We start from the raw sequence: 23285 nt of genomic DNA on the forward strand, positions 1-23285 counted from the left end.
TCCTTTCAGTCCGGCTTCGTGATGGGTGGGGGGGCGCCGTCGGGCCGGTCATAGGCCTCTGCCAGGCGGCGCCAGGAATCCTTGATATGTTCGCGCAGTGCCGCCGACGCCTGCGCAAAATCGCGGGTGGCGATGGCCGCGACCACCGGCCAATGGTCGGCGGCGGCCTCTTCCAGCGTCTCGAACCGCTGTTCGGCCATGGTGATCAGCATTTGCAGTTCCGCCTGGATGTTCTGGAACGCATGCCGGGTCTGGTGGTTGTCCGACAGGTTGCAGATGCACTGGTGGAAGGCGAGGTCGTGTTCGACCAGCGCGGGTTCGTCCCCCGTCACCGCCGCGGTGTCCATCGCCTCGGCATGGCCGGTGATTTCGGCCAGCGCGGCGTCGGTCATCCGCGGCAGGCCCTGTTCCAGCGCGAAGTTTTCCACCAGCAGGCGGAAGGAAAAGATGTCGTCGATGTCCTTCTTGGTGAAGCTGCGCACGAAGGTGCCGCGCCGGGGGGCGGATACCAGCATCCCGCGTTCTTCCAGCCGCCGTACCGCCTCGCGGATCGGGTTGCGGCTGATGCCCAGATGGCGGGCAAGCTCCGCCTCGTTGATGCGCTGGCCCTGCCGCAGGCTGCCGAAGGTGATTTCCCGGATCAGGAAGGCCACCACCTGATCGGACAGCATCCGGTTGTCGAGCCGGGCATCCCCGAATTCGGATTGTCCGCGCGTGTCGGGCACGAAGGGCTGGGTCATTTGGGGCCTTCTCCTGCAAGGCTGGTGTCGATGGCGGCTTTCTTGCCCCTGAAACCGCGCCAATGGAACTCTTGCCCGCCCATGATGCCGTCCTTGCGGAAGATGAGGATCGCCAGCATCACCACCGCCAGCACCAGTTCCTGCGTGCCCGCGGGCAGGGCCAGCGTGGTGCCGCCAAGGCTCACCCCCGCCTCCATCCGGCGGAACACGTCGATGATGATGCTGACCGCCGCGACGCCGACGACCGCGCCCGCAAGGCTGCCCATGCCGCCCACCACCAGCATGGCAAGCGCCAGGAAGGTGAGCTTGAGGAAGAAGAAGTTGATGGAAACGGTGCCGAGGAAATGCGCCGTCAGTACGCCCCCCAGGCCCATCACTGCGCCCGACAGCGTGAAGGCCAGCAGCCGCGGCCAGTAGAGAGACACCCCGCAGGCCTGCGCCGCGACCTCATCGGCGCGCGTGGCGCGGATCGCAAGGCCGAGCGGGGATTTCTGGTAGACCCAGGCCACCACGATCGCCACCACCGCCGCGCCGAGCGCGATCCACGCGGTGACATAGCGCGGCAGGCCGACCATGGATGCGGTGCCCATCGTCACGCTTTCCCAGTTGGAATAGACGACGTTGATGATGAACAGCACCGCCAGCGTGGAAATCGACGCCGCCAGCCCCCCCATCCGCATCAGCACCAGCCCGGTGACGAAGGCCACCAGCGCCGCCAGCGCGACAGAGGTCAGCGCCGCAGGGAACAGCGGATAGGTGGCGTCGCGCAGGAATTCCGGCAAGCCCGGCATGGTGATGGGTTTCAGCATCGAACAGCAGGTCTGCCAGCCGGTGGCATAGGCCGCGATCGCCATGAAGGTGACGGACCCGAAGGAAATGATTCCCGAATTGCCGACGAAGATGTAGATCCCCACCACCACGACGACGCGGATCAGCGCCTCTGTCACCGTGCGTTGCAGCATCACCGATCCGAACAGGTCGGCCACCACCACCACCGCCAGCAGCGGCAGGATCAGCGCCAGCACGGGGAACCAGTATTTCGCCAGCCGCGCGGCGGGGGTCATGGGCTTGTCGGGCATCACACACGCTCCCTTGCGGCACGGTCGACGATCAGCCCCTGCGGGCGGACCAGAAGGATCAGGATCACGAGAAGGAACACCCCCGCATCGCGGAAGGGGCGCAGGTCGGCGGGCAGGAAGGCTTGCAACATCACGCTGATGAAGCCGACGATGAACCCGCCGAGCGCCGCGCCGGGCAGCGATCCCATGCCGCCGATCACCGTGGCGAAGAAGGCGAAGATCACCGGCATCAGCCCCATGCGCACATCGAGCGTGCCGGTCTGCACCACCAGCAGCAGCGATACCGCCGCCGCCATCACCCCGCTGATGACGAAGGCCACCGCGATCACCCGATTGGCCCTGACGCCCATCAGCCGGGCCATCTGGAAATTTTCCGCCGCGGCGCGCATCTGGATGCCCATCGGCGTCTTTTTCAGAAAGATCACCAGCCCCACCAGCATCACCGCCGCCACCACCATCGTCAGGATCTGGTTGCCCGGCAGGCGGATGCCCGCGATCTCCACCGCCGCCGACAGGCTGTTGCCGACGCCCACCGACTTGGGCCGCCCGGTATGCACCAGGATCACCAGATGTTGCAGGAAATAGCTGACCGCAAAGGAGGAAATCAGCAGCGTCGCGGGGTTGGAATTGCGCATCGGGCGAAAGGCGATGCGTTCGGTCAGCAGCGCCAGCACCGTCACCACCGCCAGCACGCCCGCCACCATGAACACCACCGGCCATCCGCCGATGAACAATGCGGGCGACACGCTGGCCGAAGGCACGACCAGCGCATAGGCGCCGATGGTGATATAGTCGGCCTGCGCGAAGTTGATCAGCTTCATCACCCCGAACACCAGCCCGATGGCCAGCGCCACCAGCGCGTAGAGACTGCCGAGGGAAATCGCGTCGACGAGGATCTGCACAAGGTTCGACATGCGGGGGCCTCAGATCAGGTGATGGGCTTCGGCGGCGGCCTTTTTGCCCAGATAGGCGCGGCGCACGTCGGGGTCGTTCTGCACCTCGCCCGGCGTGCCCTCGGCCAGGCTCCGGCCGCCGTCGAGCACATGGATGCGCTGGCAGACGCCCATGATGACCTTCATGTTGTGTTCGATCAGCAGCACGCCGCAGCCGAACCGTTCGGGGATATGCGCGATGGTATGCATCAGCGCGTCGCATTCGGCGTCGTTCATCCCCGATGCGGGTTCGTCCAGCAGCACGAAGGCCGGATGCAGCGCCAGCGCGCGGGCGATGGATACGCGGCGTTCGTCGCCATAGGACAGCGCGTCGCAGCGTTTTTCGGCCACGCGGGTCAGGCCCATCCAGTCCAGCACCTCTGCCGCCGCCCGCGCCGCGGCCCGCCCGCCCCGCCCGGTGCCGATGCCCGCGACGGTCAGGTTCTGTTCCACCGTCATGTCGCGGAACAGCCGCGCCGCCTGGAACGACCGCCCCACCCCCGCCCGCGCCAGCCGCTGCGGGCCGAGGGCGGACACGTCCTGCCCGTTCAGCACGACGGACCCGCGCGTGGGTTTCTGGAACCCCGACAGCACGTTGACCATGGTGGTCTTGCCCGCGCCGTTGGGGCCGATCAGGCCAAGGACGGTGCCCTGGTCGAGCCGCATGTCCACGCCGCTCAGCGCATGGATGCCGCCGAAGGCCACATGGACGTTGTGCGCCTCCAGCACCTGTTGGGTCTTGCCGGTCATCGCTGCCTTCCGGGGATGTGCGGGGCCTGCGCGCCCGGATCGCGGGCGCGGGGGGCCGTTCGGATCGGCGCGCGCCCCCGTGGCGGCGCGCGCCCGGCGTCAGGTCACTGCCCGACGCGGAACAGCAGCTGCATGTCCGGCACGATGGTGTTGCGGAACAGTTCCACCGCGCGGAAGCTGTCGTTTTCCACCTTCATGATCAGCCACGGACGGTCGACCTGGATATGCATCTGGTCGGTGAAGGTGGTGGGACCGGCGGTGAAGGGTTCGTCCTTGAACTGGTTCATCTCGGCCAGCACGGCATCCGAGTCCACGGTGCCCGCCTTTTCCACGCCGCGCGCCCAGGATTCGATCAGGCTGTAGCCCAGAACGGCGTAGGAGGATACGGGCGGTTCGTTCCAGCGCGCCTTGAAGGCATCGAGGAAGGCGTTCATTTCCGGCCGCGGATCGTCGCCATAGAGCGACATGAAGCCCGGCAGGTAGAAATCCTTCAGCCCCGGCACGGCGTTCAGCCAGTAGTTGTCCACCATCGCGGTGTCGGCCAGGATCGGCGTGTCGATGCCCGCCGCGCGCAGCTGCCGCACGGCCGAGGCGCCGCCCGGCGTGACCGAACAGATGTAGATCGCATCGGGGGGCGTCGGCAGGGCCTTGATGCGGGTGATCTGCGCGGCGATGGACGGGTCCTCGTTGCGGAACGTGTCCTCGCCCACGATGGAATCCTCGCCGCCGCCCGCCTTCCACGCGGTGCGGAAACCGGCGCAGGCCGACTTGTTGTATTCGATGATTACGTCTTCAAGGATATAGGCGGTCTTGAGGCCCATCTTGGTCTGGGCATATTCCGCCATCGCGATGCCCTCGGACTGTGCGGCGCTGTTGGCGGTGAAGGCATAGGGGCCCACGCCCTGCACGCCCATCTTGGGATCGCCCGCGCAAAGGCTCATGGTGATGATCCCGGCAGAGTTCGCGGCCAGCGCCGCCGGCGCGCCGAAGTCGTAGTCGCAGGACACGACCAGCATGTCGACGCCGTTCGACACCATTTCCGCCCCGATCGAGGCCGAACGTTCCTGTTCGGTCTTGGTGTCGGCGATCGTGTATTCGATCTGCCGGCCCAGAAGCCCGCCGGCGGCGTTGATTTCGTCTATCTTGGTGATCGCGGCGCGCAGGGGCGCCAGATCGTAGTTCGACAGCCAGCCCGATTCGGCGATGGCGAAGCCGATCCTGATCGGGTCGGCGGCCTGTGCCTGCGCCGCAGGCAGAACACCTGCCGCAAGGGCAAGCGCGGCACCCAGCTTGATCGTCGCGTGCATGATTCTGGTTACTCCTGTTGGATCGGGATTGATCGGGCCACGTTGAATCGTGGACTGTGGACAGAAGAAAGACGCCGGGCGGAGATTCTGTCAACCGAAAATCGCAAAAATAGTCCTCAGTGGTTTGTGGACTGTGGACAGATTTGGCGCTATCCATAGGACAACACCGGAACCGGGGGGCCGCGGCAGAGGCGGCGACAACAGGGGGATGCGATGCTGAAGGTGGAGGGGCTGAAGGCCGGATACGGGCGGCTGACCGCGCTCGACGGCGTGGACCTGACCGTGGAAAAGGGCGAGATCGTCTTTGTCGTCGGCCCCAACGGGGCGGGCAAGTCGACGTTGCTCAAGACCGTCGCGGGGCTGCAATCGCCCTTTGCGGGCACGATCAGCTTTCAGGGCACACGCATCAACGGCCAGGCGCCGGAACGGCTGTGCCGCGAGGGGCTGGTGCTGGTGCCGGAGGGGCGCAGCATCTTCCGCACCCTGACGGTCGAGGAAAACCTCGCCCTCGGCAGCATGGGGCGCGCCGACCGCGATCTGGTGGCGGGCGATCTGGAACGGGTGCTGGAAATCTTTCCGATCCTGCGCGCGCGGTTCAAGGGCGTGGCGGGGCACCTTTCGGGGGGCGAACAGCAACAGCTGGCCATCGCCCGCGCGATCCTGCAACAACCGACGCTGATCATGATCGACGAACCCTCGCTCGGCCTTGCGCCCTTGGTGATCGACCAGGTGTATGAAAGCCTGCGGGGGTTGAACCGCGAGTCGGGGATGACCCTGCTGATCGTGGAACAATCGACCGCGCGCATCCTCGATCTGGCGCACCGGGTCTATGTGCTGCGCAACGGCCGTGTGGTGCTGTCGGGCAAGGTGGACGAGATCGGCGGCGACCGCGCGCTGGAAGACGCCTATTTCGGCTACGCCAGGGCCTGACGGCACGGCCATGGACAGGGTGGATTGCATCATCGCCGGGGCGGGCGTCGTGGGGCTGGCCATCGCGCGCGCCCTTGCCGCGAAGGGGCGCGAGGTCCTGATCCTCGACCGCGCGCCGGCCTTCGGCACGGAAACCTCGTCGCGCAATTCAGAGGTCATCCATGCCGGGATCTACTATGCCCCGGGCAGCCTCAAGGCGCGGCTCTGCGTGCGGGGGCGCGATCTGCTTTATGCCTATGCTGCCGAACACGGGGTGCCGCACCGCCGCTGCGGCAAGCTGATCGTGGCGACGGCCGATGACCAGATCGCCGCGCTGGAAGGGATCCGCGCGCAGGCGGCGGCGAACGGGGTTACGGACCTGCGGCTGATCGGCGCGGCAGAGGCGCGGGCGATGGAACCGGCGCTTGCCTGCACCGCGGCGCTGCTGTCGCCCTCGACCGGGATCGTGGACAGCCACGCGCTGATGCTGTCGCTGCTGGGGCAGGCAGAGGCCGGGGGCGCGATGCTGGGCCTCAACACCGCGGTGGCCGCCGCCCGCGTGGTGCCCGGCGGGTTCGAGGTGGAAACCGAGGATGCGGCGGGGGGCGAACGCTTTGCCATCGGCGCGCGCTGTCTGGTGAATGCGGCGGGGCTCTGGGCATCCGACCTCGCGCGGCGGATCGCGGGGCTGGACCCCGCGCATGTGCCGGTGACGCGGTTCGCGCGCGGCAATTACTACAGCCTGCCGGGGCGGCCCGCGTTTTCGCATCTGATCTATCCGGTGCCCGAACCCGGGGGGTTGGGTGTCCACCTGACGCTGGATCTGGGCGGGGGCATGCGGTTCGGCCCCGATGTGGACTGGATCGACACCATCGACTATCGCGTCAACGGCGCCCGGCGCGCGCATTTTGAATCAGAGATCCGCCGCTATTGGCCCGGCCTGCCCGCAGGCGTGCTGGAACCGACCTATAGCGGGATCCGGCCCAAACTGTCCGGCCCGGGCGAGCCTGCGGCGGATTTCCGTATCGACGGGCCCGCGCGGCATGGCATAGCGGGGCTGGTGAACCTGTTCGGCATCGAAAGCCCGGGGCTGACCTCGGCGCTGGCCATCGCCGAAATGGTTGCCGAAGGATTGGAATGACGATGCCCGACCCCGCCCCTTTCCGCGCCCTTCTGGGCCCCGCCGGCTGGCGCGAGGGCGCGGACGCCGCCGGTTTCACCCGCGACTGGCTGGACCGTTACGGCGCGGCCCCCCTTGGCGTCGCCCTGCCGCGCGATACCGGTCAGGTGGCGGCGGTGATGCGGCTTTGCGCCGAACAGGGGCTCGCCGTCACCCCGCAGGGCGGCAATACCGGGCTGAACGGCGGGGCGGTGCTGTCGGCGGGGGCGCAGGGCATCATCCTGTCGCTGGCGCGGATGACCCGGATCCTTGCCATCGACCCGGTGGAATATACCGTGACGGTGGAGGCGGGCGTGGTGCTGGCCGCGCTGCACGAGGCATTGGGCGAACAGGGCCTGACCCTGCCGCTGCATCTGGGGTCCGAAGGGTCGGCCCGGATCGGCGGGCTGATCGCCACCAACGCGGGCGGCAGCCATGCGATGGCCCACGGGATGATGGAGGCGCAGGTTCTGGGGCTGGAGGCCGTGCTGCCCGATGGCCGGGTCTGGGATGGCCTGCGCGCGCTGATCAAGGACAACGCGGGTTATCAGTTGCGGCGGCTTTTCTGCGGGGCCGAGGGCACGTTGGGCGTGATCACCCGCGCCGTCCTGCGCACCCGCCCCGCCCCGGTGGCGCAGGCGACCGCGCTGCTGACGCTGCCCGATCTGGCGGCGGCGGTGCAGGCGGGGGCCTTCCTGCGGCGGCGGACGGGCGAGTTTCTGTCGGCGCTGGAATTCTTTCCCGAACTGGGGCTGGCGCTGCTGCTGCGCCATGTGCCCCTGCCGCGGCCGGTGGAAACGCGGGGGCCGGTCTATCTGCTGGTGGAACTCGCCACCTCGATCCCCGGCATGGGGCTGGAGGAACTGCTGGAAGCCGCGCTGGCCGACCTGCTGGAAGAGGGCAGCGTGACCGATGGCGTGGTCGCCGCCACCGGGGCGCAGCGCGCGGCGATCTGGCAACTGCGCGAGGAACTGCCCGAAGGCCAGCGGCGCGAGGGCGCGCAGATCAAGCATGACGTGGCGGTGCCGGTCGGCCGCCTGCCCGAATTCGTGGCGCGGGCCGGTGCGGCGGCGGCGGACATCCTGCCCGGCGTGCGGGTGAACCCGTTCGGCCATCTGGGCGACGGCAACGTGCATTTCAACCTTTCCCCGCCAGAAGGGCGGGCGGATTTCGGCGGGCTGGCGGGGGCGCTGTCGGATGCGGTCTACGATCTGGCTGTGGACTGCGGCGGCACGTTTTCGGCCGAACACGGGCTCGGCCAGTCCAAGATCGCGCTGGCGGACCGGCTGCGCCCGGGGGCCGAACGCGACATGATGCGCGCCATCCGCCATGCATTGGACCCCGAGGGGCGGATGAACCCCGACAAGCTGGTCTGAGCTTGCCCCCACGGGGCGGGTGGCGCTATCCCGTGCGGGGAAGGCCCGGGTGGGCGGGGAAGGCGGCATGATCCTGATCGAGAACGGCCCCGGCGGGGCCCCCGCGCTGTTCGACACGCCACGCCGCGTGATCCGCGCCGATGCGCCGGGCGACCTGCCCGGGGCGCTGGCGGCGGTGGAAGACGCGCTGGCCCGGGGGCTGTGGGTCGCGGGGTACCTCAGCTACGAGGCCGGTCTGCTGTGGGAGCCCCGCCTTGCCCCCCTGCTGCCCGGCGTGCGGGCGGTGCCGCTGGCGCTGTTCGGCGTCTATGACGCGCCGCTGCCTGCGCCGCGGCTGGATGCGGGGGGCGCCACCCTTTCCGTGCCCGAGCCGCTGGTCCGCCGGGCCGATCACGCCGCGGCGATGGCGCGGGTGTTGGACTACATCCGCGCGGGCGACATCTATCAGGTCAACCTGACCTTCCCGATGCAGGCCCGGTATGCGGGGGCGCCCGCCGCGCTTTATGCCGCGCTGCGCGCGCGTCAGCCGGTGCCGCATGGCGCGCTGGTGGCGCTGCCGGACGCGCCGGCGGTGGTGTCGATGTCGCCCGAACTGTTCTTCGCGCTTGATGGCGGGCAGATCACCGTGCGCCCGATGAAGGGCACCCGCCCCCGCGCGGCAAGTCCGGCGGCGGATGCGGCGCTGGCCGCCGAACTGGCCGCCAGCACCAAGGACCGGGCGGAAAACCTGATGATCGTGGACCTGATGCGCAACGACATTTCGCGTTTTTGCCGGGTGGGCTCGGTCCGGGTGCCGGAGCTGTTCGCGGTCGAGACCTATGCCACCGTGCATCAGATGGTGTCGACCGTCACCGGGCAGGTGGTGCCGGGCACGGGACTGGCGGCGATCCTGCGGGCGATCTTTCCTTGCGGGTCCATCACCGGCGCCCCCAAGATCCGCGCGATGGAGGTCATCCACGAACTGGAACCCGCCCCCCGCGGTGTCTATTGCGGCGCGGTGGGATGGGCCGGGCCGGGCGGGCGGGCGGCCTTCAACGTGGCGATCCGCACCTTGACGTTGTTTCCGGGCGGGCGGGCGGTGTTGAATGTGGGCGGCGGCGTGGTGGCGGATTCCACCGCCGAAGGGGAATATGACGAGGCGCTGTGGAAGGCGCGCTTCGCGGTGTTGGGATAGGTGGCATGCAGTTGATAGAGACCATGCGGTGGGATGGCCGCACCATCATCCGGCGCGATCTGCATCTGGCGCGGCTGCGGGCCAGCGCCGCCGCGCTCGGGTTCCGCCACGATCCGGCGGCGGTCGCCCATGCGCTGGCCACGGTCGCGGGGCCCGAACCCCGCCGGTTGCGGCTGACGCTGGCCCGCGACGGGGCGGCGGAACTGACGCAGGCCGCCCTTGCGCCCCCGGCCGACCGCTGGCGCATCGCGCTGGCGCCCGAGCCGCTGGACGCCGCCGACCCCCGCCTGCGCCACAAGACCACCGACCGCGCGATCTACGACCGCTGGCGCGCCGCGCTGCCCGCGGGGGTGGACGAGGTGGTGTTCGCCAACCGCGACGGGCGGATGGGCGAGGGCACGATCACCAACCTCTTCTTCGATCTGGGGCAGGGGATGCGCACCCCGCCGCTGGCCGACGGCTGCCTGCCCGGCTGCCTGCGCGCGGAACTGCTGGCCACCGGCGCCTGCCGCGAAGAGCCGCTGCCCTGCGCGGATCTGGCCCGCGCGCGGCTCTGGTGCGGCAATTCGCTGCGCGGGCTGATCGCGGCGGATTTCGCGGGGGCGATGTAGGGGGGCAAGCCGGGGCTTGCGATCCCTGGTGCGGCTTCCCGGCCGGATCGGCATTCACACCGTCTGGCCGGGCGGGATCAGGAAACGCATTGCGTTTCCCCCGCCCGTTCGCGCGGCGGTAACGCCGAAAAGGGTGATGCCAGGAAACCCGGATAGGCCAGCGCCTGCCCCGGCGGGCGAGAAGCGCCCGCCATGGGCGGGGCGGGCGGCTCACCGGGGGCTTCGGGCCCCCGGCCGGGGCAGCGGCAATGGCAGGATGTGGCGAAGGCACGCGCCTTCACCAGCCACAGGGGGGGTGCCCGATCCTGCCCGCCCTCAGAAGTCCAGGTTCTCCACGCTCAGCGCGTTCTGCTGGATGAACTCGCGCCGCGGTTCGACCTCGTCGCCCATCAGCTTGGTGAAGATGTCGTCGGCCTCTGCCAGATCGTCGATGCGCACCTGCAACAGCGTCCGCGCCTCGGGGTCCAGCGTGGTTTCCCACAGCTGTTCCGGGTTCATCTCGCCCAGACCCTTGTAGCGTTGCAGCGACAGGCCCTTTTCGCCCTCGGCCAGAATCGCCTGAAGCAGATCCAGCGGCCCGTGGATCGGCTGGTCGCGGTCCTTGCGCAGCAGGCGTGCGGGTTTGTCGTACACGTCCTGCAAGCCCTGCGTATGGCTGGCCAGCCGCCGCGATTCGCCCGAGCGCAGCACCGGCCCGTCCAGCACCCGCGATTCCTCGACCCCCCGCAGCAGGCGCGAGAACCGCAGCCCGTGGTCCTGCGTCGGCAGGCCGCGCCAGCCGCGTTCGTATTCCTCTGCGATCAGGTCCAGCCGCGCGGCGACGGTGTTCGCCACGCCCTGCGCATCGGCATCCACCCGCCCCGGCACCAGCGCGCCGGCGATGGCGGCCTGTTCGAGGATGTGCTGCGGATAATGCGTCGGGAAGGCTTGCAGGATGCGGCGCACCACGCGGGCCTCTTCGACCACGCGGGCAAGGTCGGCGCCGCTGATGTCTTCGCCGGAACCAAGACGCAGCACCGCGCCCTCGACCCCCATCTGGATCAGGTAATCCTCCAGCGCCGCCTGATCCTTCAGGTAGACCTCGGACTTGCCGCGCGCGACCTTGTAGAGCGGCGGTTGCGCGATGTAGAGGTACCCCCCCTCGATCAGGCCCGGCATCTGGCGGAAGAAGAAGGTCAGCAGCAGCGTGCGGATATGCGCGCCGTCCACGTCGGCGTCGGTCATGATGACGACCTTGTGGTAGCGCAGCTTGCCGATGTCGAATTCGTCCCGCCCGATCCCGGTGCCGAGCGCGGTGATCAGCGTGCCGATTTCCTGGCTGGACAGCATGCGGTCGAACCGCGCGCGTTCGACGTTCAGGATCTTGCCCCGCAGCGGCAGCACCGCCTGGTTGGACCTGCTTCGCCCCTGTTTCGCGGACCCGCCGGCCGAATCGCCCTCGACCAGGAACAGTTCGGATTTCGCCGGGTCGCGTTCCTGGCAATCGGCCAGCTTGCCGGGCAGGCTGGCGATGTCCAGCGGCGACTTGCGCCGCGTCAACTCGCGCGCCTTCCGCGCGGCCTCGCGGGCCAGCGCCGCCTCGATGATCTTGCCGACGATGATCTTGGCGGGGCCGGGGTTTTCCTCGAACCATTCGGCCAGCTTTTCGTTGACCAGGTTCTCGACCGCCGGGCGCACCTCGGACGACACCAGCTTGTCCTTGGTCTGGCTGGAGAATTTGGGATCCGGCACCTTGACCGACAGCACGCAGGTCAGCCCCTCGCGCGCATCGTCGCCGGTGAAGTCGATCTTTTCCCGCTTGGCGATGCCCGAGGACTGCGCATAGGCGTTGATCGTCCGCGTCAGCGCGCCGCGAAAGCCGGCAAGGTGGGTGCCGCCGTCGCGCTGCGGGATGTTGTTGGTGAAGGGCAGCACGGTTTCATGGTAGCTGTCGTTCCACCACATGGCGATCTCGACGCCGATCCCGTTGCGGTCGCCCATGATGTAGATCGGTTCGGGCATCACCGGATGCTTGGAACGGTCGAGGTATTTGACGAATTCCTTGACCCCGCCCTCGTAGAACAGTTCCGTGCGCAGGGGTTCGGCCGGGCGTTCGTCCTCCAGCACGATGCGCACGCCGGAATTGAGGAAGGCCAGTTCCCGCAGCCGGGTTTCCAGCGTCTTGAAGCTGTAGTCGAGGTTGGAAAACGTCCCGTCCGGCCTGTTCGTCTTGGCCGAGGCGAGAAAGCGCACCTCTGTTCCCCGTTGCCCCGGCGCGGGGCCGGCGGGGTGGACATGGGTCACGCATTCGCCATGTTCGAACCGGGCGCGGTATTCGGTGTCGTTGCGCCAGACGGTCAGTTCCAGCCATTCCGACAACGCGTTGACGACCGAGACGCCGACCCCGTGCAACCCGCCGGAAACCTTGTAGGCGTTGCCCCCTTCGGCGGTGTTGTCGAATTTGCCGCCCGCGTGCAGCTGGGTCATGATGACCTCTGCCGCCGAAACGCCCTCTTCGGGGTGGATGTCGATCGGGATGCCGCGGCCGTTGTCGCGCACGGACACGCTGGAATCGGCATGGATCTTGACATGGACCGCCGTGGCGTGGCCGGCCAGCGCCTCGTCGATGCCGTTGTCCACGACCTCGGTGATCATGTGGTGCAGGCCGCTGCCATCGTCGGTATCGCCGATATACATGCCGGGGCGTTTGCGGACCGCCTCCAACCCCTTGAGAACCTTGATGGATCCGGCGCCGTATTCGTCGGCTTTCCGCGCTGCTTCGGCCATGCCTGCCTATCCTTGAAATTGCCCGCAGGTTATAGCCCCGGGGGCGGGGAATGTCACCCCTCGCACATGATTTCGGCCCTATGGGATGCGTTCACGTGAAGGGGATGACCACCCCGACGAGGATCAGCAGGACGCCCGACCCGATATTCAGCCGCCGCACCGCCGCCGGGCTTTGCAGCAACCGCCGCGCGCGGTCCAGAAACAGCGCGAGCCCGAGGTTCCCCAGCATTGGCACGATGGCGGAAATGGCAAGGATCGCGGCGATGTCGGGCAGGGTGACGCGGGTCAGGTCGAAGAAGCCGGGCAGGAAGCCCATGTAGAACAATATCGCCTTGGGGTTGCCGATCACCGCCGCGACGCCCACGGAAAACCCCGCCCAGACCCCGGGCCGCGTCAGGCGGCTGTCGGTGCCGGGGGGCGCGGCGGGCTTGCGGATCAAGAGGATCCCCATGACGATGAACACCGCCGCCGCGATCCAGCGCAGCAACGACAGAAGGTCGCCATAGACCGACAGCACCCAGGCCAGCCCCAGGATCGCACAGAGCGGCCAGAGCAGATCGCCAAGCGCCACTCCCACCGCCAGCGGCCATGCCCCGCGCATGCCCCCCGACAGCGCCCGCGCCGTCAGCGCCACCCAGACCGGCCCCGGCACCGCCCACAGCCCGGCCATGCCGAGCGCGTAAAGCAACAGTTGCTGTGCGGTGACGGTCACTTTTGCGCCCCGGGCAGGGTCAGGCTGCCATCGGCGGCCAAGGGCCAGAACGGGTTCATCGCAACCTCCCACACATGGCCGTCGGGGTCCGCCCAATAGCCGGAATACCCGCCCCAGAACACCTTTTCCGGGGCTTTCAGCGCCGTGGCGCCCGCCGCCAGCGCGGCGGCAAAGGCGGCGTCCACCTCTGCCTCCGAACCGAAGTTCTGCGCCAGCGTCACCGCGCCGGTGCCAAGCGCCGCCCCCGCACGGCCCTGATCGGCGGCCAGATCGTCGCGCCCGAACAGCGCCAGCACGGCGCCCTGCATCTGGTAGAACGCCGCGCCGGGCTGGCTTTCGCCATGTTCCACCCAGCCGAGCCGCGCATAGAACGCCCGCGCCGCCGCCAGATCGGCCACGCCGAGCGTGATCAGGCTTACCCGTTGCGGGGTCATCGCCATGCCTCCTGCATCACCGATCCGCCCTCGCCCCCGGAAACCTCGAACCCCTGCGCCCGGCCCGCCAGCGGGGTGAACAGGGCGGGTTCGGTGCCGGTCATGAAGGCTTGCGCGCGCATGGCGCAGATCTCGTCGTATAGCGCCGCGCGCCGGCCCGGGTCCAGATGCGCCGCAACCTCGTCCAGCAGCAGGGCGGGCGCGGTGCCGGTATCCGCCGCCAGCGCCCGGGCATTGGCGAGGATCAGGCTGATCAGCAATGCCTTCTGTTCCCCGGTCGAACACAGGGCCGCCGCCATACCCTTTTCGGCCCAGAGGGCGGCCAGATCCGCCCGGTGCGGCCCCACCAGCGTACGCCCCGCCGCCATGTCGCGCCGCCGCGATGCGGCCAGCGCCGCGGCCAGATCTTCGCCCCCGCCGGCGTCCTCGGCCATTTCCACCGTCAGATCGGCGGCGGGAAAGGCGGTGGCCGCGCCCCGCTGCGCCGCCATGATCCGGTCCAGCGCCGCCTGCCGATGCGCCACGATCCGCGCGCCCGCCATGGCCATCCGCGCCTCCAGCGCGTCGAACCAGGCCGCATCGCGCACCCCGTCGCGCAGCAGCCGGTTGCGTTCGCGCATCGCCTTTTCATAGGCCAGCGCATCCTCGGCATGGTCGGGAAAGAAACTCAGCGCGATCCGGTCCAGAAACCGCCGCCGTTCCTCGGCCCCTTCGGTCCACAGCCGGTCCATCGCCGGGGTCAGCCACAGCACCCGCAACAGCCGGCCGAGCGCCGCCTGCGGCGCGGCCTTGCCGTCGATGCGCACCTGCCGCGGCTGGCCCGGTTCGGCCCGGGTCTCGACCTCATGCCCATCGAGCAGCGCGGACACTTTCCAGCCCAAAGTCTCCGGCCGCCGCGCGATCGCTTCGGGCCCCGCCCGCCGCAGCCCCCGGCCCGGCGACAGCAGCGACACCGCCTCAAGGATATTCGTCTTGCCCGCCCCGTTCGCGCCCCAGATGGCCACGGGCCGCCCGTCCAAGGCCAGCCGCAGCCCGCGCCAACTGCGGAAATGCGACAGCGCAAGGGACAGGATCACCGGCCCACTCACGCCCCTCTCCACTTTCTGTCTCTAAATATCCCGGGGGGTCCGGGGGGCTGGCCCCCCGGCGCGCCGCGCCTCACACGCGCATCGGCATCACGACATAGACCGCCGAGGTATCGTTGCCCTCGCGCATCAGCGTGGGATCGCCCGAGGAGTTGAACAGGAACACGGCATTTTCCCGGTCCACCTGCCCCGCGATTTCCAGCAGGTACTTGGCGTTGAAACCGATCTCCAGCGGCTCGTCGCCATAGGCCACGGCCAGTTCCTCTTCCGCCGCGCCGGAATTGGGCGCGTTGACCGACAGCACCAGCCGGTCCTCGTCGAGGCTCATCTTCACCGCGCGCGACCGTTCCGACGACACCGTCGCCACCCGGTCCACGGCGCGGGCGAATTCCTGCGCGTCGACCTCCAGCCGCCGGGCGTTGCCCATCGGGATCACGCGGGTATAGTCGGGGAAGGTGCCGTCGATGACCTTCGATGTCAGCGTGATCGCCGGCGTGGCGAAGCGCACCTTGGTTTCGGAAACCGACACGGCGATCTGCGCCTCGTCGTCATCCAGCAGCTTGCGCAATTCGCCCACCGTCTTGCGCGGCACGATCACGCCGGCCATGCCCTCGGCCCCCTCGGGCAGCGCGGCGTCGATGCGCGCCAGCCGGTGGCCGTCGGTCGCCACACAGCGCAGCACCGGCCCGCCCTCGCCCTGCGCCACATGCATGTAGACGCCGTTCAGGTAATAGCGTGTCTCTTCGGTCGAAATCGCGAATTTCGCCTTGTCGAACAGCCGCCGCAGCACCGGCGCCGGGCAGGCGAAATTGGTGCTGTATTCGGACGAGGCCATGACCGGGAAATCCTCGCGCGGCAGCGTGGCGAGGTTGAAGTTGGACCGCCCCGCCTCGATCAGCAGCCGGCCCTGCGCGGCATCGTCCGACAGCACGACCAGCGCGCCATCGGGCAGCTTGCGCACGATTTCATGCAGCATCACCGCCGACACCGTGGTCGCGCCCGCGCGTTCCACCTGCGCCACCGTGCGGTCCACCACCTCGATATCCAGATCGGTGGCGCGGAAGCTGACGCCGTTGCCCTCTGCCTCGATCAGCACGTTGGCGAGGATCGGAATGGTGTTGCGGCGTTCGACGACAGACTGGGCCTGGGCCACGGCCTTCAGAAGCGTGCCGCGCTCGATGCTGAACCTCATGCCATTTCCCTTCCGTACTCCGAGCCGCCCCCGCGCGGGAGGCCGAAGGTATCCGAATTATCCCGCGCCGCAAGGGGTTTTGCCGCGTCCCTGCCGGCGCAAAAGGCTGGTTCAGCCTTCCAGTTGCCGGCGCAGCATCTGAAGGTCGTCCGCCAGCTGCGAATCCGTCGCCATCAGTTCCTCGACCTTGCGCACGCCATGCATGATGGTGGTGTGGTCGCGCCCGCCGAAGCGGCGCCCGATGTCGGGCAGCGACCGCGTGGTCAGGTGTTTGGACAGATACATCGCCACCTGCCGCGGCCGGGCGATGGTGCGCACGCGCTTGGGCCCGATCAGGTCGGCCAGCCGCACGTTGTAATGTTCGGCCACCTTGCGCTGGATGTCCTCGACCGAAATCTTGCGGTCCGAGGCGCGCAGGATGTCGGCCAGGCAGTCCTGCGCCAGTTCCAGCGAGATTTCCCGCCCGACAAGGCTGGCGAAGGCGAAAAGCCGCGTCAGCGCGCCTTCCAGAACCCGCACGTTGGTGGAAATGCGATGCGCGAGGAATTCCAGCACCCCCGGCGCGATCTGCAACCCGCGGTACTGACCGCGGTAATGTTCCGCCTTCTGTTGCAGGATGCCGAGGCGCAGTTCGTAATCCGTGGGATGCAGATCCACCACCAGTCCGCATTGCAGGCGCGACCGGATACGCTCCTCCAACCCCTTGATTTCGCCCGGCGCGCGGTCGGCGGAAATGACGATCTGCTTGTTCTGGTCGACCAGCGCGTTGAAGGTGTGGAAGAATTCCTCCTGCGTGCTTTCCTTGCCGGCGATGAACTGCACGTCATCGACCATCAGCACGTCGACCGACCGGAACAGTTCCTTGAACCCCATGATCTGCTTGTCGCGCAACGCCTGGATGAAGCGGTACATGAACTGTTCGGCCGACAGGTACAGCACCCGCAGGTCGGGCCGGCCGGCGATCAGCTCATGCGCGATGGCATGCATCAGGTGCGTCTTGCCGAGCCCGACGCCGCCGTAAAGGAACAGCGGATTGAAGGTGACGGGCCCGCCCTCGGCCACGCGGCGGGCGGCGGCATGGGCAAGCTCGTTCGGCTTGCCGACCACGAAACTGTCGAAGGTGAAACGCGAATCGAGCGGCGCGCCCGGCAGGTCGGCATCCTCCGCCGATCCGCGCCCGGCGAGGACGGGGCGGGCGGCGGGCTGCGGGGCGGGGGCGGCGGTGTCGGGGCCCGCCGGCGTGCGGCTGACGGAAAACTCCAGCCGGCTGACATCGGCGCCGGCGGCGGTCAGGTGCTGGCAGATGTGGTCGCCGAAATGGCGCGACACCCAGTCGCCGAAGAAGGTGTTGGGAACGGTGAAATGGGCGACACCGTTGTTGAGTTCGCGCAGTTGCAGCGGCGCGATCCAGGTCGTGTAGTTGTTCTGCCCCACGCGCTTGATCAGCTGTTCGCGCACGCTGCCCCAGGTTTTCTGCGTCATTTTATCCGACCCGGCCTCATCTTGGCTCCGTGTTGCCGGAAGGGCCGGCAACTTCCCCGCGATCCGCAACCCCGCAGGAACCACCGGGTTCCCCGCATGGGAAACCCGCACCGGCCAGGGCCGGCGGTGCCGAACGGTTCGGGGGAACGACAAAGCCCGCCCGGCGCCCGGGCAACGGCCGGATGCCGAATCAAACCCGACAGGGCAAGAGGCCCTGTCTTTACAACTACTTGACTGCAAAGGAATTCGGGGCGTGTACGGCCCTTTCCCCCCTGCTGCGGCGCATGTCCCCCCAAGGACGATGTGAATCGCTGGCGTGAAGCTACCAACTCCGGCAAATCGGGTGCAACCGATCTTCATCCTTGACTCGGTTCCGCCCGGGCCGAATCCGGCGGGCTGTGTAAAAAGGTCACGAACCCGTGTCGGGGGGCGGCCGGTTGCGCGGAAATCGGGCCGCGAACGAAAAAAGGCGCCCCCTGCGGGGCGCCCTCGGATCGGATCGTCCGGCGGGGCCGGATCAGGCGTTCGACAGCGCCTTCACCCGGGCGGCCAGGCGCGACATCTTGCGCGCGACGGTGTTCTTGTGCAGCACGCCCTTGGTCACGCCGCGGTCGAGTTCGGGTTGCGCATTGCGCAGCGCGGTGGCGGCGACTTCGGCATTGCCCGAGGCGATCGCCTCTTCGACCTTGCGCAGGTAGGTGCGGATGCGCGAACGGCGCGCCTTGTTGACGGCATAGCGCGCCTCGGACTGGCGGGCGCGTTTCTTGGACTGGATCGTGTTGGCCATGGTCTGGGTCTTTCCGGGTCAGTTGTTTCGGTTGCACAAAAGACCCAAGGCCCCGGAAACGGATGACCGGGATGATTCCTGCCTTAAGCGGGCCCACGCGCATGTAGGGCGGTCGCTTATACCATCACGGAGACAAAGGAAAGGGGGGGCAGCGCCGGCGGATGGCGCAGGGCCGGGGGCCAGCCTGAAGATGCAGGACGCCTTCATGGGGAAGAATGCATGCTGCTTCATCTTTTCAAAAATACTCCGGGGGTCCGGGGGCTGGCCCCCGGCCCTGTCCCGTCCGCCCGCACCACGCCGGGCGGGGGCTCAGCGGTCGCGGAACTGCGGCGTGCGTTTTTCCACGAAGGCGGCCATGCCTTCCTTCTGGTCCTCGGTGGCGAAAAGCGCGTGGAAGGCGCGGCGTTCGAACAGCAGGCCCTCGCGCAGCGTGGTCTCGTAGCTGCGGTTCACCGATTCCTTCACCACCATCGTGGTCAGCGCCGATTTCTCGGCGATCTTGCGGGCGGCGGCGCGGGCCTCTTCCATCAGGTTTTTCGCGGGCACCACGCGGCTGACGAGGCCCGCGCGTTCCGCCTCTGCCGCATCCATGAAACGGCCGGTCAGGTGCATGTCCATCGCCTTGGACTTGCCCACCAGCCGCGTCAGCCGCTGCGTGCCGCCGATCCCGGCGACCACGCCGAGGTTGATTTCCGGCTGGCCGAATTTCGCATTGTCGGCGGCGATGATGAAATCGCACATCATCGCCAGTTCGCACCCGCCGCCAAGGGCATAGCCCGCCACCGCCGCGATTACCGGCTTGCGCACGCGGGTGATGGCGTCGGATTCGGGGGTGAAGAAATCCTCGGTGAACATCTCGACGAAGCTTTTCTGCGACATCTCGCGGATGTCCGCGCCCGCCGCGAAAACCTTGTCGGATCCCGTCAGCACGACGCAGCGCACCGCCGGGTCGGCGTCCAGCGCCGCCAGCGCCTCGGCCAGTTCGCGCATCAGCTTCTGGTTCAGCGCGTTCAGCGCCTCGGGCCGGTTGAGCCGGACGACGGCGACATCATCCTCGACCTCGACAAGCAGCGTTTCATAAGCCATCGGCGCATCCCCCTTCTGGACTGGGCCCGAGTCCTAGCAGGCCCGGCCCGCGGATCAAGTCATCTCTGGCACTGGGGGCAGAAGTAGGTGGACCGCCCCGATTGCACGATGCGGCGGATCGTGCCGGTGCAGCCGGGGCTGCGGCAGGGTTCGCCCTCGCGGCCGTAGACGCGGAAATCGTGCTGGAAATAGCCCAGTTCCCCGTCCGCCTGCCGGTAGTCGCGCAAGGACGACCCGCCCGCCGCGATGGCGTCCGACAGCACCTCGCGGATGATGCCCGCCAGCCGGGCGATGCGGTCGGGGGCGATGCGCCCGGCCTGCCGGGTGGGGCTGATGCCGGCGCGGAACAGCGCCTCGCAGACATAGATGTTGCCGAGCCCCGCGACGAGCCGCTGGTCCAGCAGCGCGGCCTTGACCGGCGCGCGCCTGCCCCTGAACCGCGCGGCCAGCCAGGGTTCGTTGAAATCGTTGCCGAAGGGCTCGGGGCCGAGGCCCGCCAGCAGGGGATGCGCCTCCGCCGCCGCCGTCGGCACGAGGTCCATCATCCCGAAGCGGCGCGCGTCGTTGAAGGTGACGCGCGCGCCGCCCTCCATGTCCAGCACCACATGGTCGTGCTTTCCGGGGGCGGCCTGCGGATGGTGGAAATCCCCCGCCATGCCCGGCGCCGCGCCCGGGGGCGCGATCAGCATCCGCCCCGACATGCCCAGATGGATCAGCAGCGTTTCGCCCGTCGACAGGTCCGCAAGGATATATTTGGACCGCCGCCGCAGCCCGGCCACCCGCGCGCCGGTCAGCCGTTCGGCCATCCGGTCGGGCAGGGGCCAGCGCAGGTCGGGGCGGCGCACCTCGGCGCGCGCGATCACCCGGCCCGTCATTACGGGTTCCAGCCCGCGGCGAACTGTCTCGACTTCCGGCAATTCGGGCAATCCGGCCTCCGCCATGCTAGGTTGGGGCCGAGGTGGATTGTAACCCCGGCGCGGCACCCTATAACAAACCCGGGGTGCGCGCGCGAGACGCAACCCCCGCCCGCAGAGCCGAGAGCCCCATGACCGACACGCCCGAACACGACCCGAAGACCACCCATTTCGGCTTCCAGACGGTGGCCGAGGGCGACAAGGCCGGCATGGTCCACGGCGTCTTCACCCGCGTCGCGAACCGCTATGACGTGATGAACGACCTGATGTCGGTGGGCATCCATCGGCTTTGGAAGGACGCGATGATGGACTGGCTGGCCCCGCGGCCGGGCCAGCGGCTGCTGGACGTGGCGGGGGGTACGGGCGACATCGCCTTCCGCTTCCTGCGCCGCGCGCCGGGGGCGTCGGCGGTGGTCTGCGACATGACCGAATCCATGCTGGTCGAGGGCCGGGCGCGGGCCGATGCCGGGGCGATGGCCGAAAGGCTGGACTGGGTGGTGGGCGATGCGATGGCGCTGCCCTTTGCCGACAACAGCTTCGACGTCTATACGATCAGTTTCGGCATCCGCAACGTCACCCGCATCCCCGACGCGCTGGCAGAGGCATACCGCGTGCTGCGCCCCGGCGGGCGGCTGATGGTGCTGGAATTCAGCCAGATCCCCAACGACATGCTGCAATGGGCCTATGACCGCTACAGCTTCAACGTGATCCCGGCGATGGGGCAGGTGGTGGCGGGCGACCGCGACAGCTACCAGTATCTGGTGGAATCGATCCGCAAGTTCCCCGATCAGGAAACCTTCGCCGCGATGATCCGTACCGCGGGCTTCGGGCTGGTGAAATACCGCAATCTCAGCCTCGGGATCGCGGCGCTGCATTCGGGCTGGAAGCTCTGACATGCGCGGACCGCACAACATCCTGCGGCTGATCCGCACGCTGGCCACGCTGGAACGCACCGGCGCCATCGGCGCGGTGCTGGAGGCGATGGAGGCCCCGCCGCGCATCCGGCTGGCGGCGCGGGTGCTGGGCTGGCCGTTCAAATGGCTGGGCGAGGCGGGCGACCCCGCGCTGCCGCCCGCGACACGGGCGCTGACCGCGCTCGGCCCCGCCTATATCAAGCTGGGCCAGACGCTTTCGACCCGCCCCGACATCGTGGGCGAGGAAATGGCGCTGCAACTGCAATACCTGCAGGACAAGCTGCCCCCCTTTCCGACCGGCACCGCCAAAAGGGTGATCGAGGCCGAACTGGGCCTGCCGGTCGACACGCTGTTTTCGGATTTTTCCGAACCCGTCGCCGCGGCCTCCATCGCGCAGGTGCACCGCGCGCGGCTGCTGGACACGGGCGAGGACGTGGCCGTCAAGGTGCTGCGGCCCGACATCGAGCGCGCCTTCCGCCGCGACATCGACGCCTTCTATCTGGCCGCCTGGGTGATCGAGGCGCTGGCGCCCTCGGCCCGCCGCCTGCGGCCCAAGGACGTGATCGCGCATTTCGAGGGCGTGGTGGCGGGCGAACTGGACCTGCGGCTGGAAAGCGCCGCGGCGGCCGAATTCGCCGCCAATACCGAAAAGGACGAGGGCTTTGTCGTGCCCCGGCCCTACTGGTATCTGTCGGGGCGGCAGGTGATGACGCTCGGCTGGGCAGAAGGCTCGGCGCTGTCGGACAATGCCGCGATCGACGCGGCGGGGCACGATCGGCGGGCGCTGGCGGCGCGGGTGTTGCAACTCTTCCTGAAACACGCGCTGCGCGACGGCTATTTCCACGCCGACATGCACCAGGGCAACCTCAAGGTGACGCCGGCCGGCGACATCATCGCCTATGATTTCGGGATCATGGGGCGGCTCGACGAATATACCCGCCGGGTCTATGCGGAAATCCTGATGGGCTTCATCCGGCGCGACTACCGCCGCGTGGCCGAGGTGCATTTCGAGGCCGGATACGTGCCCGCCGACCGCGACATCGACGAATTCGCCCGCGCCCTGCGCGTGGTGGGCGAGCCGATCTTCGGCATGGACGCAAGCCGCATCTCGATGGCCCGCCTGCTGCATTACCTGTTCGAGGTGACGGAACGCTTCGGCATGCAGACGCGGACGGAACTGATCCTGCTGCAACGCACGATGGTGGTGGTCGAGGGCGTGGCGCGGTCGCTCGACCCCCATATCAACATCTGGCAGGTCGCCCGCCCGGTGGTCGAGGGCTATATCAAGGACAATCTCGGCCCCCGCGCGATGGGGCGCGACCTGATGCGCACCCTGCGCGTGCTGTCGCGCTTCGGCCCCCGCCTGCCCGCGCTGGTCGAGGCGCAACTGATCCGCCAGTCCGCCCCGCCCCCCCCGCCCCCCCGCCGCCGCCGCGGCCATCCCGCGCTGTGGATGCTGGCGGGTGCGGGGCTGACGGCGGTGGCGGTCTGGGCGGCCGAGATGCTGTAGCCGAGGCCGGGGTGAACCCCGGCCCGCGGGCACAGCGCCCACCCCCGGCGGCGGTGCGGGTGGAAGGGTCGGCGGCCTCCGGCGGGGATATTTAGGGACAGAAAGTGAACAGGCCCGCCCCTTCCCCGAAAGGGCGGCGGGCTTCACCTTTTTCCAAATACTCCCGCCGGAGGCCGCCGACAGAACCGCCGGGCGGGCGGCTGGCGGGGGAATGGCCCGCCACTTCATCTTGCCGCAAAATACTCCCGCCGGAGGCCACGGCCCTTTCCACCGGCCCGGATGCGGGGCAAGGGGCGCTGCGCCCGCAGGCCGGGGTTCACCCCGGCATCCGTCATTGCCGCGCGAAGGGGCCGATGCTATCCCGGC

Annotated in this window: 21 protein-coding genes; 7 read left to right on the forward strand and 14 right to left on the reverse strand. The window is 68.7% G+C overall.

The genetic code is table 11. The features are described 5' to 3' along the window. Positions 1-5 precede the first annotated feature (5 nt). From RGD00_RS07540 to RGD00_RS07560, 5 genes are all read right to left on the reverse strand, one after another. Complete coding sequence (locus RGD00_RS07540; protein ID WP_310456697.1) at positions 6-740, reverse strand: GntR family transcriptional regulator; 735 nt, start codon at positions 738-740, stop codon at positions 6-8. Then, complete coding sequence (locus RGD00_RS07545) at positions 737-1819, reverse strand: branched-chain amino acid ABC transporter permease (RefSeq protein WP_310456698.1); 1083 nt, start codon at positions 1817-1819, stop codon at positions 737-739. Before RGD00_RS07545 ends, RGD00_RS07540 begins: the two co-directional genes overlap by 4 nt. Then, positions 1819-2733: a branched-chain amino acid ABC transporter permease gene (locus tag RGD00_RS07550; protein ID WP_310456699.1), complete on the reverse strand. Its 915-nt coding sequence runs from the start codon at positions 2731-2733 to the stop codon at positions 1819-1821. The genes RGD00_RS07545 and RGD00_RS07550 overlap by 1 nt, the downstream gene beginning before the upstream one ends. Before the next feature lie 9 nt (positions 2734-2742). After that, the gene (locus tag RGD00_RS07555; protein WP_310456700.1) at positions 2743-3501 is read right to left on the reverse strand and encodes an ABC transporter ATP-binding protein; all 759 of its coding nucleotides are present in this window, start codon (positions 3499-3501) and stop codon (positions 2743-2745) included. Between the two features lie 104 nt (positions 3502-3605). Further along, positions 3606-4808, reverse strand: coding sequence for an ABC transporter substrate-binding protein (locus RGD00_RS07560; RefSeq protein ID WP_310456701.1), 1203 nt, complete (start codon positions 4806-4808; stop codon positions 3606-3608). 213 nt (positions 4809-5021) lie between these two features. Between RGD00_RS07560 and RGD00_RS07565 the strand changes: the two genes are divergently transcribed. From RGD00_RS07565 to RGD00_RS07585, 5 genes are all read left to right on the forward strand, one after another. Further along, on the forward strand, positions 5022-5738 hold the full coding sequence (locus RGD00_RS07565) for an ABC transporter ATP-binding protein (RefSeq protein WP_310456702.1): 717 nt from the start codon (positions 5022-5024) through the stop codon (positions 5736-5738). Positions 5739-5748: 10 nt separating this feature from the next. Continuing rightward, positions 5749-6858 carry an NAD(P)/FAD-dependent oxidoreductase gene (locus RGD00_RS07570; RefSeq protein ID WP_310456703.1) on the forward strand — a complete coding sequence of 370 codons (1110 nt, stop codon included), beginning with the start codon at positions 5749-5751 and terminating at the stop codon, positions 6856-6858. Further along, positions 6855-8252 carry an FAD-binding oxidoreductase gene (locus RGD00_RS07575; protein ID WP_310456704.1) on the forward strand — a complete coding sequence of 466 codons (1398 nt, stop codon included), beginning with the start codon at positions 6855-6857 and terminating at the stop codon, positions 8250-8252. Before RGD00_RS07570 ends, RGD00_RS07575 begins: the two co-directional genes overlap by 4 nt. 67 nt (positions 8253-8319) lie before the next feature. Next, the gene (locus RGD00_RS07580) at positions 8320-9426 is read left to right on the forward strand and encodes an aminodeoxychorismate synthase component I (protein WP_310456705.1); all 1107 of its coding nucleotides are present in this window, start codon (positions 8320-8322) and stop codon (positions 9424-9426) included. Positions 9427-9431: 5 nt separating this feature from the next. Further along, the gene (locus RGD00_RS07585; protein WP_310456706.1) at positions 9432-10037 is read left to right on the forward strand and encodes an aminotransferase class IV; all 606 of its coding nucleotides are present in this window, start codon (positions 9432-9434) and stop codon (positions 10035-10037) included. Between the two features lie 315 nt (positions 10038-10352). Here RGD00_RS07585 and gyrB read toward each other — a convergent pair whose 3' ends face one another. The 9 genes from gyrB to mutM all read right to left on the reverse strand — a co-directional run bounded on the left by gyrB (position 10353) and on the right by mutM (position 20507). Then, entirely contained in the window at positions 10353-12803 is a 2451-nt protein-coding gene (gene gyrB / locus RGD00_RS07590; protein ID WP_310456707.1) for a DNA topoisomerase (ATP-hydrolyzing) subunit B, read from the reverse strand. Between the two features lie 91 nt (positions 12804-12894). Further along, positions 12895-13515, reverse strand: a complete 621-nt coding sequence (locus RGD00_RS07595; protein WP_310456708.1) for a LysE family translocator — start codon at positions 13513-13515, stop codon at positions 12895-12897. Continuing rightward, the gene (locus tag RGD00_RS07600; protein WP_310456709.1) at positions 13512-13949 is read right to left on the reverse strand and encodes a VOC family protein; all 438 of its coding nucleotides are present in this window, start codon (positions 13947-13949) and stop codon (positions 13512-13514) included. The genes RGD00_RS07595 and RGD00_RS07600 overlap by 4 nt, the downstream gene beginning before the upstream one ends. Next, positions 13946-15037 carry a DNA replication/repair protein RecF gene (gene recF / locus RGD00_RS07605; RefSeq protein WP_310456710.1) on the reverse strand — a complete coding sequence of 364 codons (1092 nt, stop codon included), beginning with the start codon at positions 15035-15037 and terminating at the stop codon, positions 13946-13948. Before recF ends, RGD00_RS07600 begins: the two co-directional genes overlap by 4 nt. Before the next feature lie 70 nt (positions 15038-15107). Next, positions 15108-16226, reverse strand: coding sequence for a DNA polymerase III subunit beta (gene dnaN / locus RGD00_RS07610; protein WP_310456711.1), 1119 nt, complete (start codon positions 16224-16226; stop codon positions 15108-15110). Between the two features lie 111 nt (positions 16227-16337). Further along, positions 16338-17708, reverse strand: coding sequence for a chromosomal replication initiator protein DnaA (gene dnaA / locus RGD00_RS07615; protein WP_310456712.1), 1371 nt, complete (start codon positions 17706-17708; stop codon positions 16338-16340). A 517-nt stretch (positions 17709-18225) separates the two neighbouring features. After that, positions 18226-18495, reverse strand: a complete 270-nt coding sequence (gene rpsT / locus RGD00_RS07620) for a 30S ribosomal protein S20 (protein WP_310456713.1) — start codon at positions 18493-18495, stop codon at positions 18226-18228. A gap of 309 nt (positions 18496-18804) precedes the next feature. Continuing rightward, positions 18805-19581: an enoyl-CoA hydratase gene (locus RGD00_RS07625; RefSeq protein WP_310456714.1), complete on the reverse strand. Its 777-nt coding sequence runs from the start codon at positions 19579-19581 to the stop codon at positions 18805-18807. 59 nt (positions 19582-19640) lie between these two features. Further along, positions 19641-20507 carry a bifunctional DNA-formamidopyrimidine glycosylase/DNA-(apurinic or apyrimidinic site) lyase gene (gene mutM / locus RGD00_RS07630; RefSeq protein ID WP_310456715.1) on the reverse strand — a complete coding sequence of 289 codons (867 nt, stop codon included), beginning with the start codon at positions 20505-20507 and terminating at the stop codon, positions 19641-19643. 119 nt (positions 20508-20626) lie between these two features. Between mutM and ubiE the strand changes: the two genes are divergently transcribed. Together ubiE and ubiB are read left to right on the forward strand one after the other, a co-directional pair. Beyond that, positions 20627-21388, forward strand: a complete 762-nt coding sequence (gene ubiE / locus RGD00_RS07635; RefSeq protein WP_310456716.1) for a bifunctional demethylmenaquinone methyltransferase/2-methoxy-6-polyprenyl-1,4-benzoquinol methylase UbiE — start codon at positions 20627-20629, stop codon at positions 21386-21388. Between the two features lies 1 nt (position 21389). Continuing rightward, the gene (ubiB, locus tag RGD00_RS07640) at positions 21390-22919 is read left to right on the forward strand and encodes a 2-polyprenylphenol 6-hydroxylase (RefSeq protein WP_310456717.1); all 1530 of its coding nucleotides are present in this window, start codon (positions 21390-21392) and stop codon (positions 22917-22919) included. Positions 22920-23285 lie beyond the last annotated feature (366 nt).

The sequence above is a fragment of the Ruixingdingia sedimenti genome (assembly GCF_031432425.1).
Taxonomy (GTDB): domain Bacteria; phylum Pseudomonadota; class Alphaproteobacteria; order Rhodobacterales; family Rhodobacteraceae; genus Ruixingdingia; species Ruixingdingia sedimenti.

Bases quoted from the DNA above. Each gene is read 5' to 3' on its own strand.
- RGD00_RS07550 (WP_310456699.1), bottom strand. From the start codon at position 2,733: ATGTCGAACCTTGTGCAGATCCTCGTCGACGCGATTTCCCTCGGCAGT.
- dnaN (WP_310456711.1), bottom strand. From the start codon at position 16,226: ATGAGGTTCAGCATCGAGCGCGGCACGCTTCTGAAGGCCGTGGCCCAG.
- RGD00_RS07540 (WP_310456697.1), bottom strand. From the start codon at position 740: ATGACCCAGCCCTTCGTGCCCGACACGCGCGGACAATCCGAATTCGGG.
- RGD00_RS07580 (WP_310456705.1), top strand. From the start codon at position 8,320: ATGATCCTGATCGAGAACGGCCCCGGCGGGGCCCCCGCGCTGTTCGAC.
- RGD00_RS07625 (WP_310456714.1), bottom strand. From the start codon at position 19,581: ATGGCTTATGAAACGCTGCTTGTCGAGGTCGAGGATGATGTCGCCGTC.
- ubiB (WP_310456717.1), top strand. From the start codon at position 21,390: ATGCGCGGACCGCACAACATCCTGCGGCTGATCCGCACGCTGGCCACG.
- dnaA (WP_310456712.1), bottom strand. From the start codon at position 17,708: ATGACGCAGAAAACCTGGGGCAGCGTGCGCGAACAGCTGATCAAGCGC.
- ubiE (WP_310456716.1), top strand. From the start codon at position 20,627: ATGACCGACACGCCCGAACACGACCCGAAGACCACCCATTTCGGCTTC.
- rpsT (WP_310456713.1), bottom strand. From the start codon at position 18,495: ATGGCCAACACGATCCAGTCCAAGAAACGCGCCCGCCAGTCCGAGGCG.
- gyrB (WP_310456707.1), bottom strand. From the start codon at position 12,803: ATGGCCGAAGCAGCGCGGAAAGCCGACGAATACGGCGCCGGATCCATC.
- RGD00_RS07560 (WP_310456701.1), bottom strand. From the start codon at position 4,808: ATGCACGCGACGATCAAGCTGGGTGCCGCGCTTGCCCTTGCGGCAGGT.
- RGD00_RS07545 (WP_310456698.1), bottom strand. From the start codon at position 1,819: ATGCCCGACAAGCCCATGACCCCCGCCGCGCGGCTGGCGAAATACTGG.
- RGD00_RS07570 (WP_310456703.1), top strand. From the start codon at position 5,749: ATGGACAGGGTGGATTGCATCATCGCCGGGGCGGGCGTCGTGGGGCTG.
- RGD00_RS07575 (WP_310456704.1), top strand. From the start codon at position 6,855: ATGACGATGCCCGACCCCGCCCCTTTCCGCGCCCTTCTGGGCCCCGCC.
- RGD00_RS07600 (WP_310456709.1), bottom strand. From the start codon at position 13,949: ATGACCCCGCAACGGGTAAGCCTGATCACGCTCGGCGTGGCCGATCTG.
- RGD00_RS07565 (WP_310456702.1), top strand. From the start codon at position 5,022: ATGCTGAAGGTGGAGGGGCTGAAGGCCGGATACGGGCGGCTGACCGCG.
- RGD00_RS07585 (WP_310456706.1), top strand. From the start codon at position 9,432: ATGCAGTTGATAGAGACCATGCGGTGGGATGGCCGCACCATCATCCGG.
- RGD00_RS07555 (WP_310456700.1), bottom strand. From the start codon at position 3,501: ATGACCGGCAAGACCCAACAGGTGCTGGAGGCGCACAACGTCCATGTG.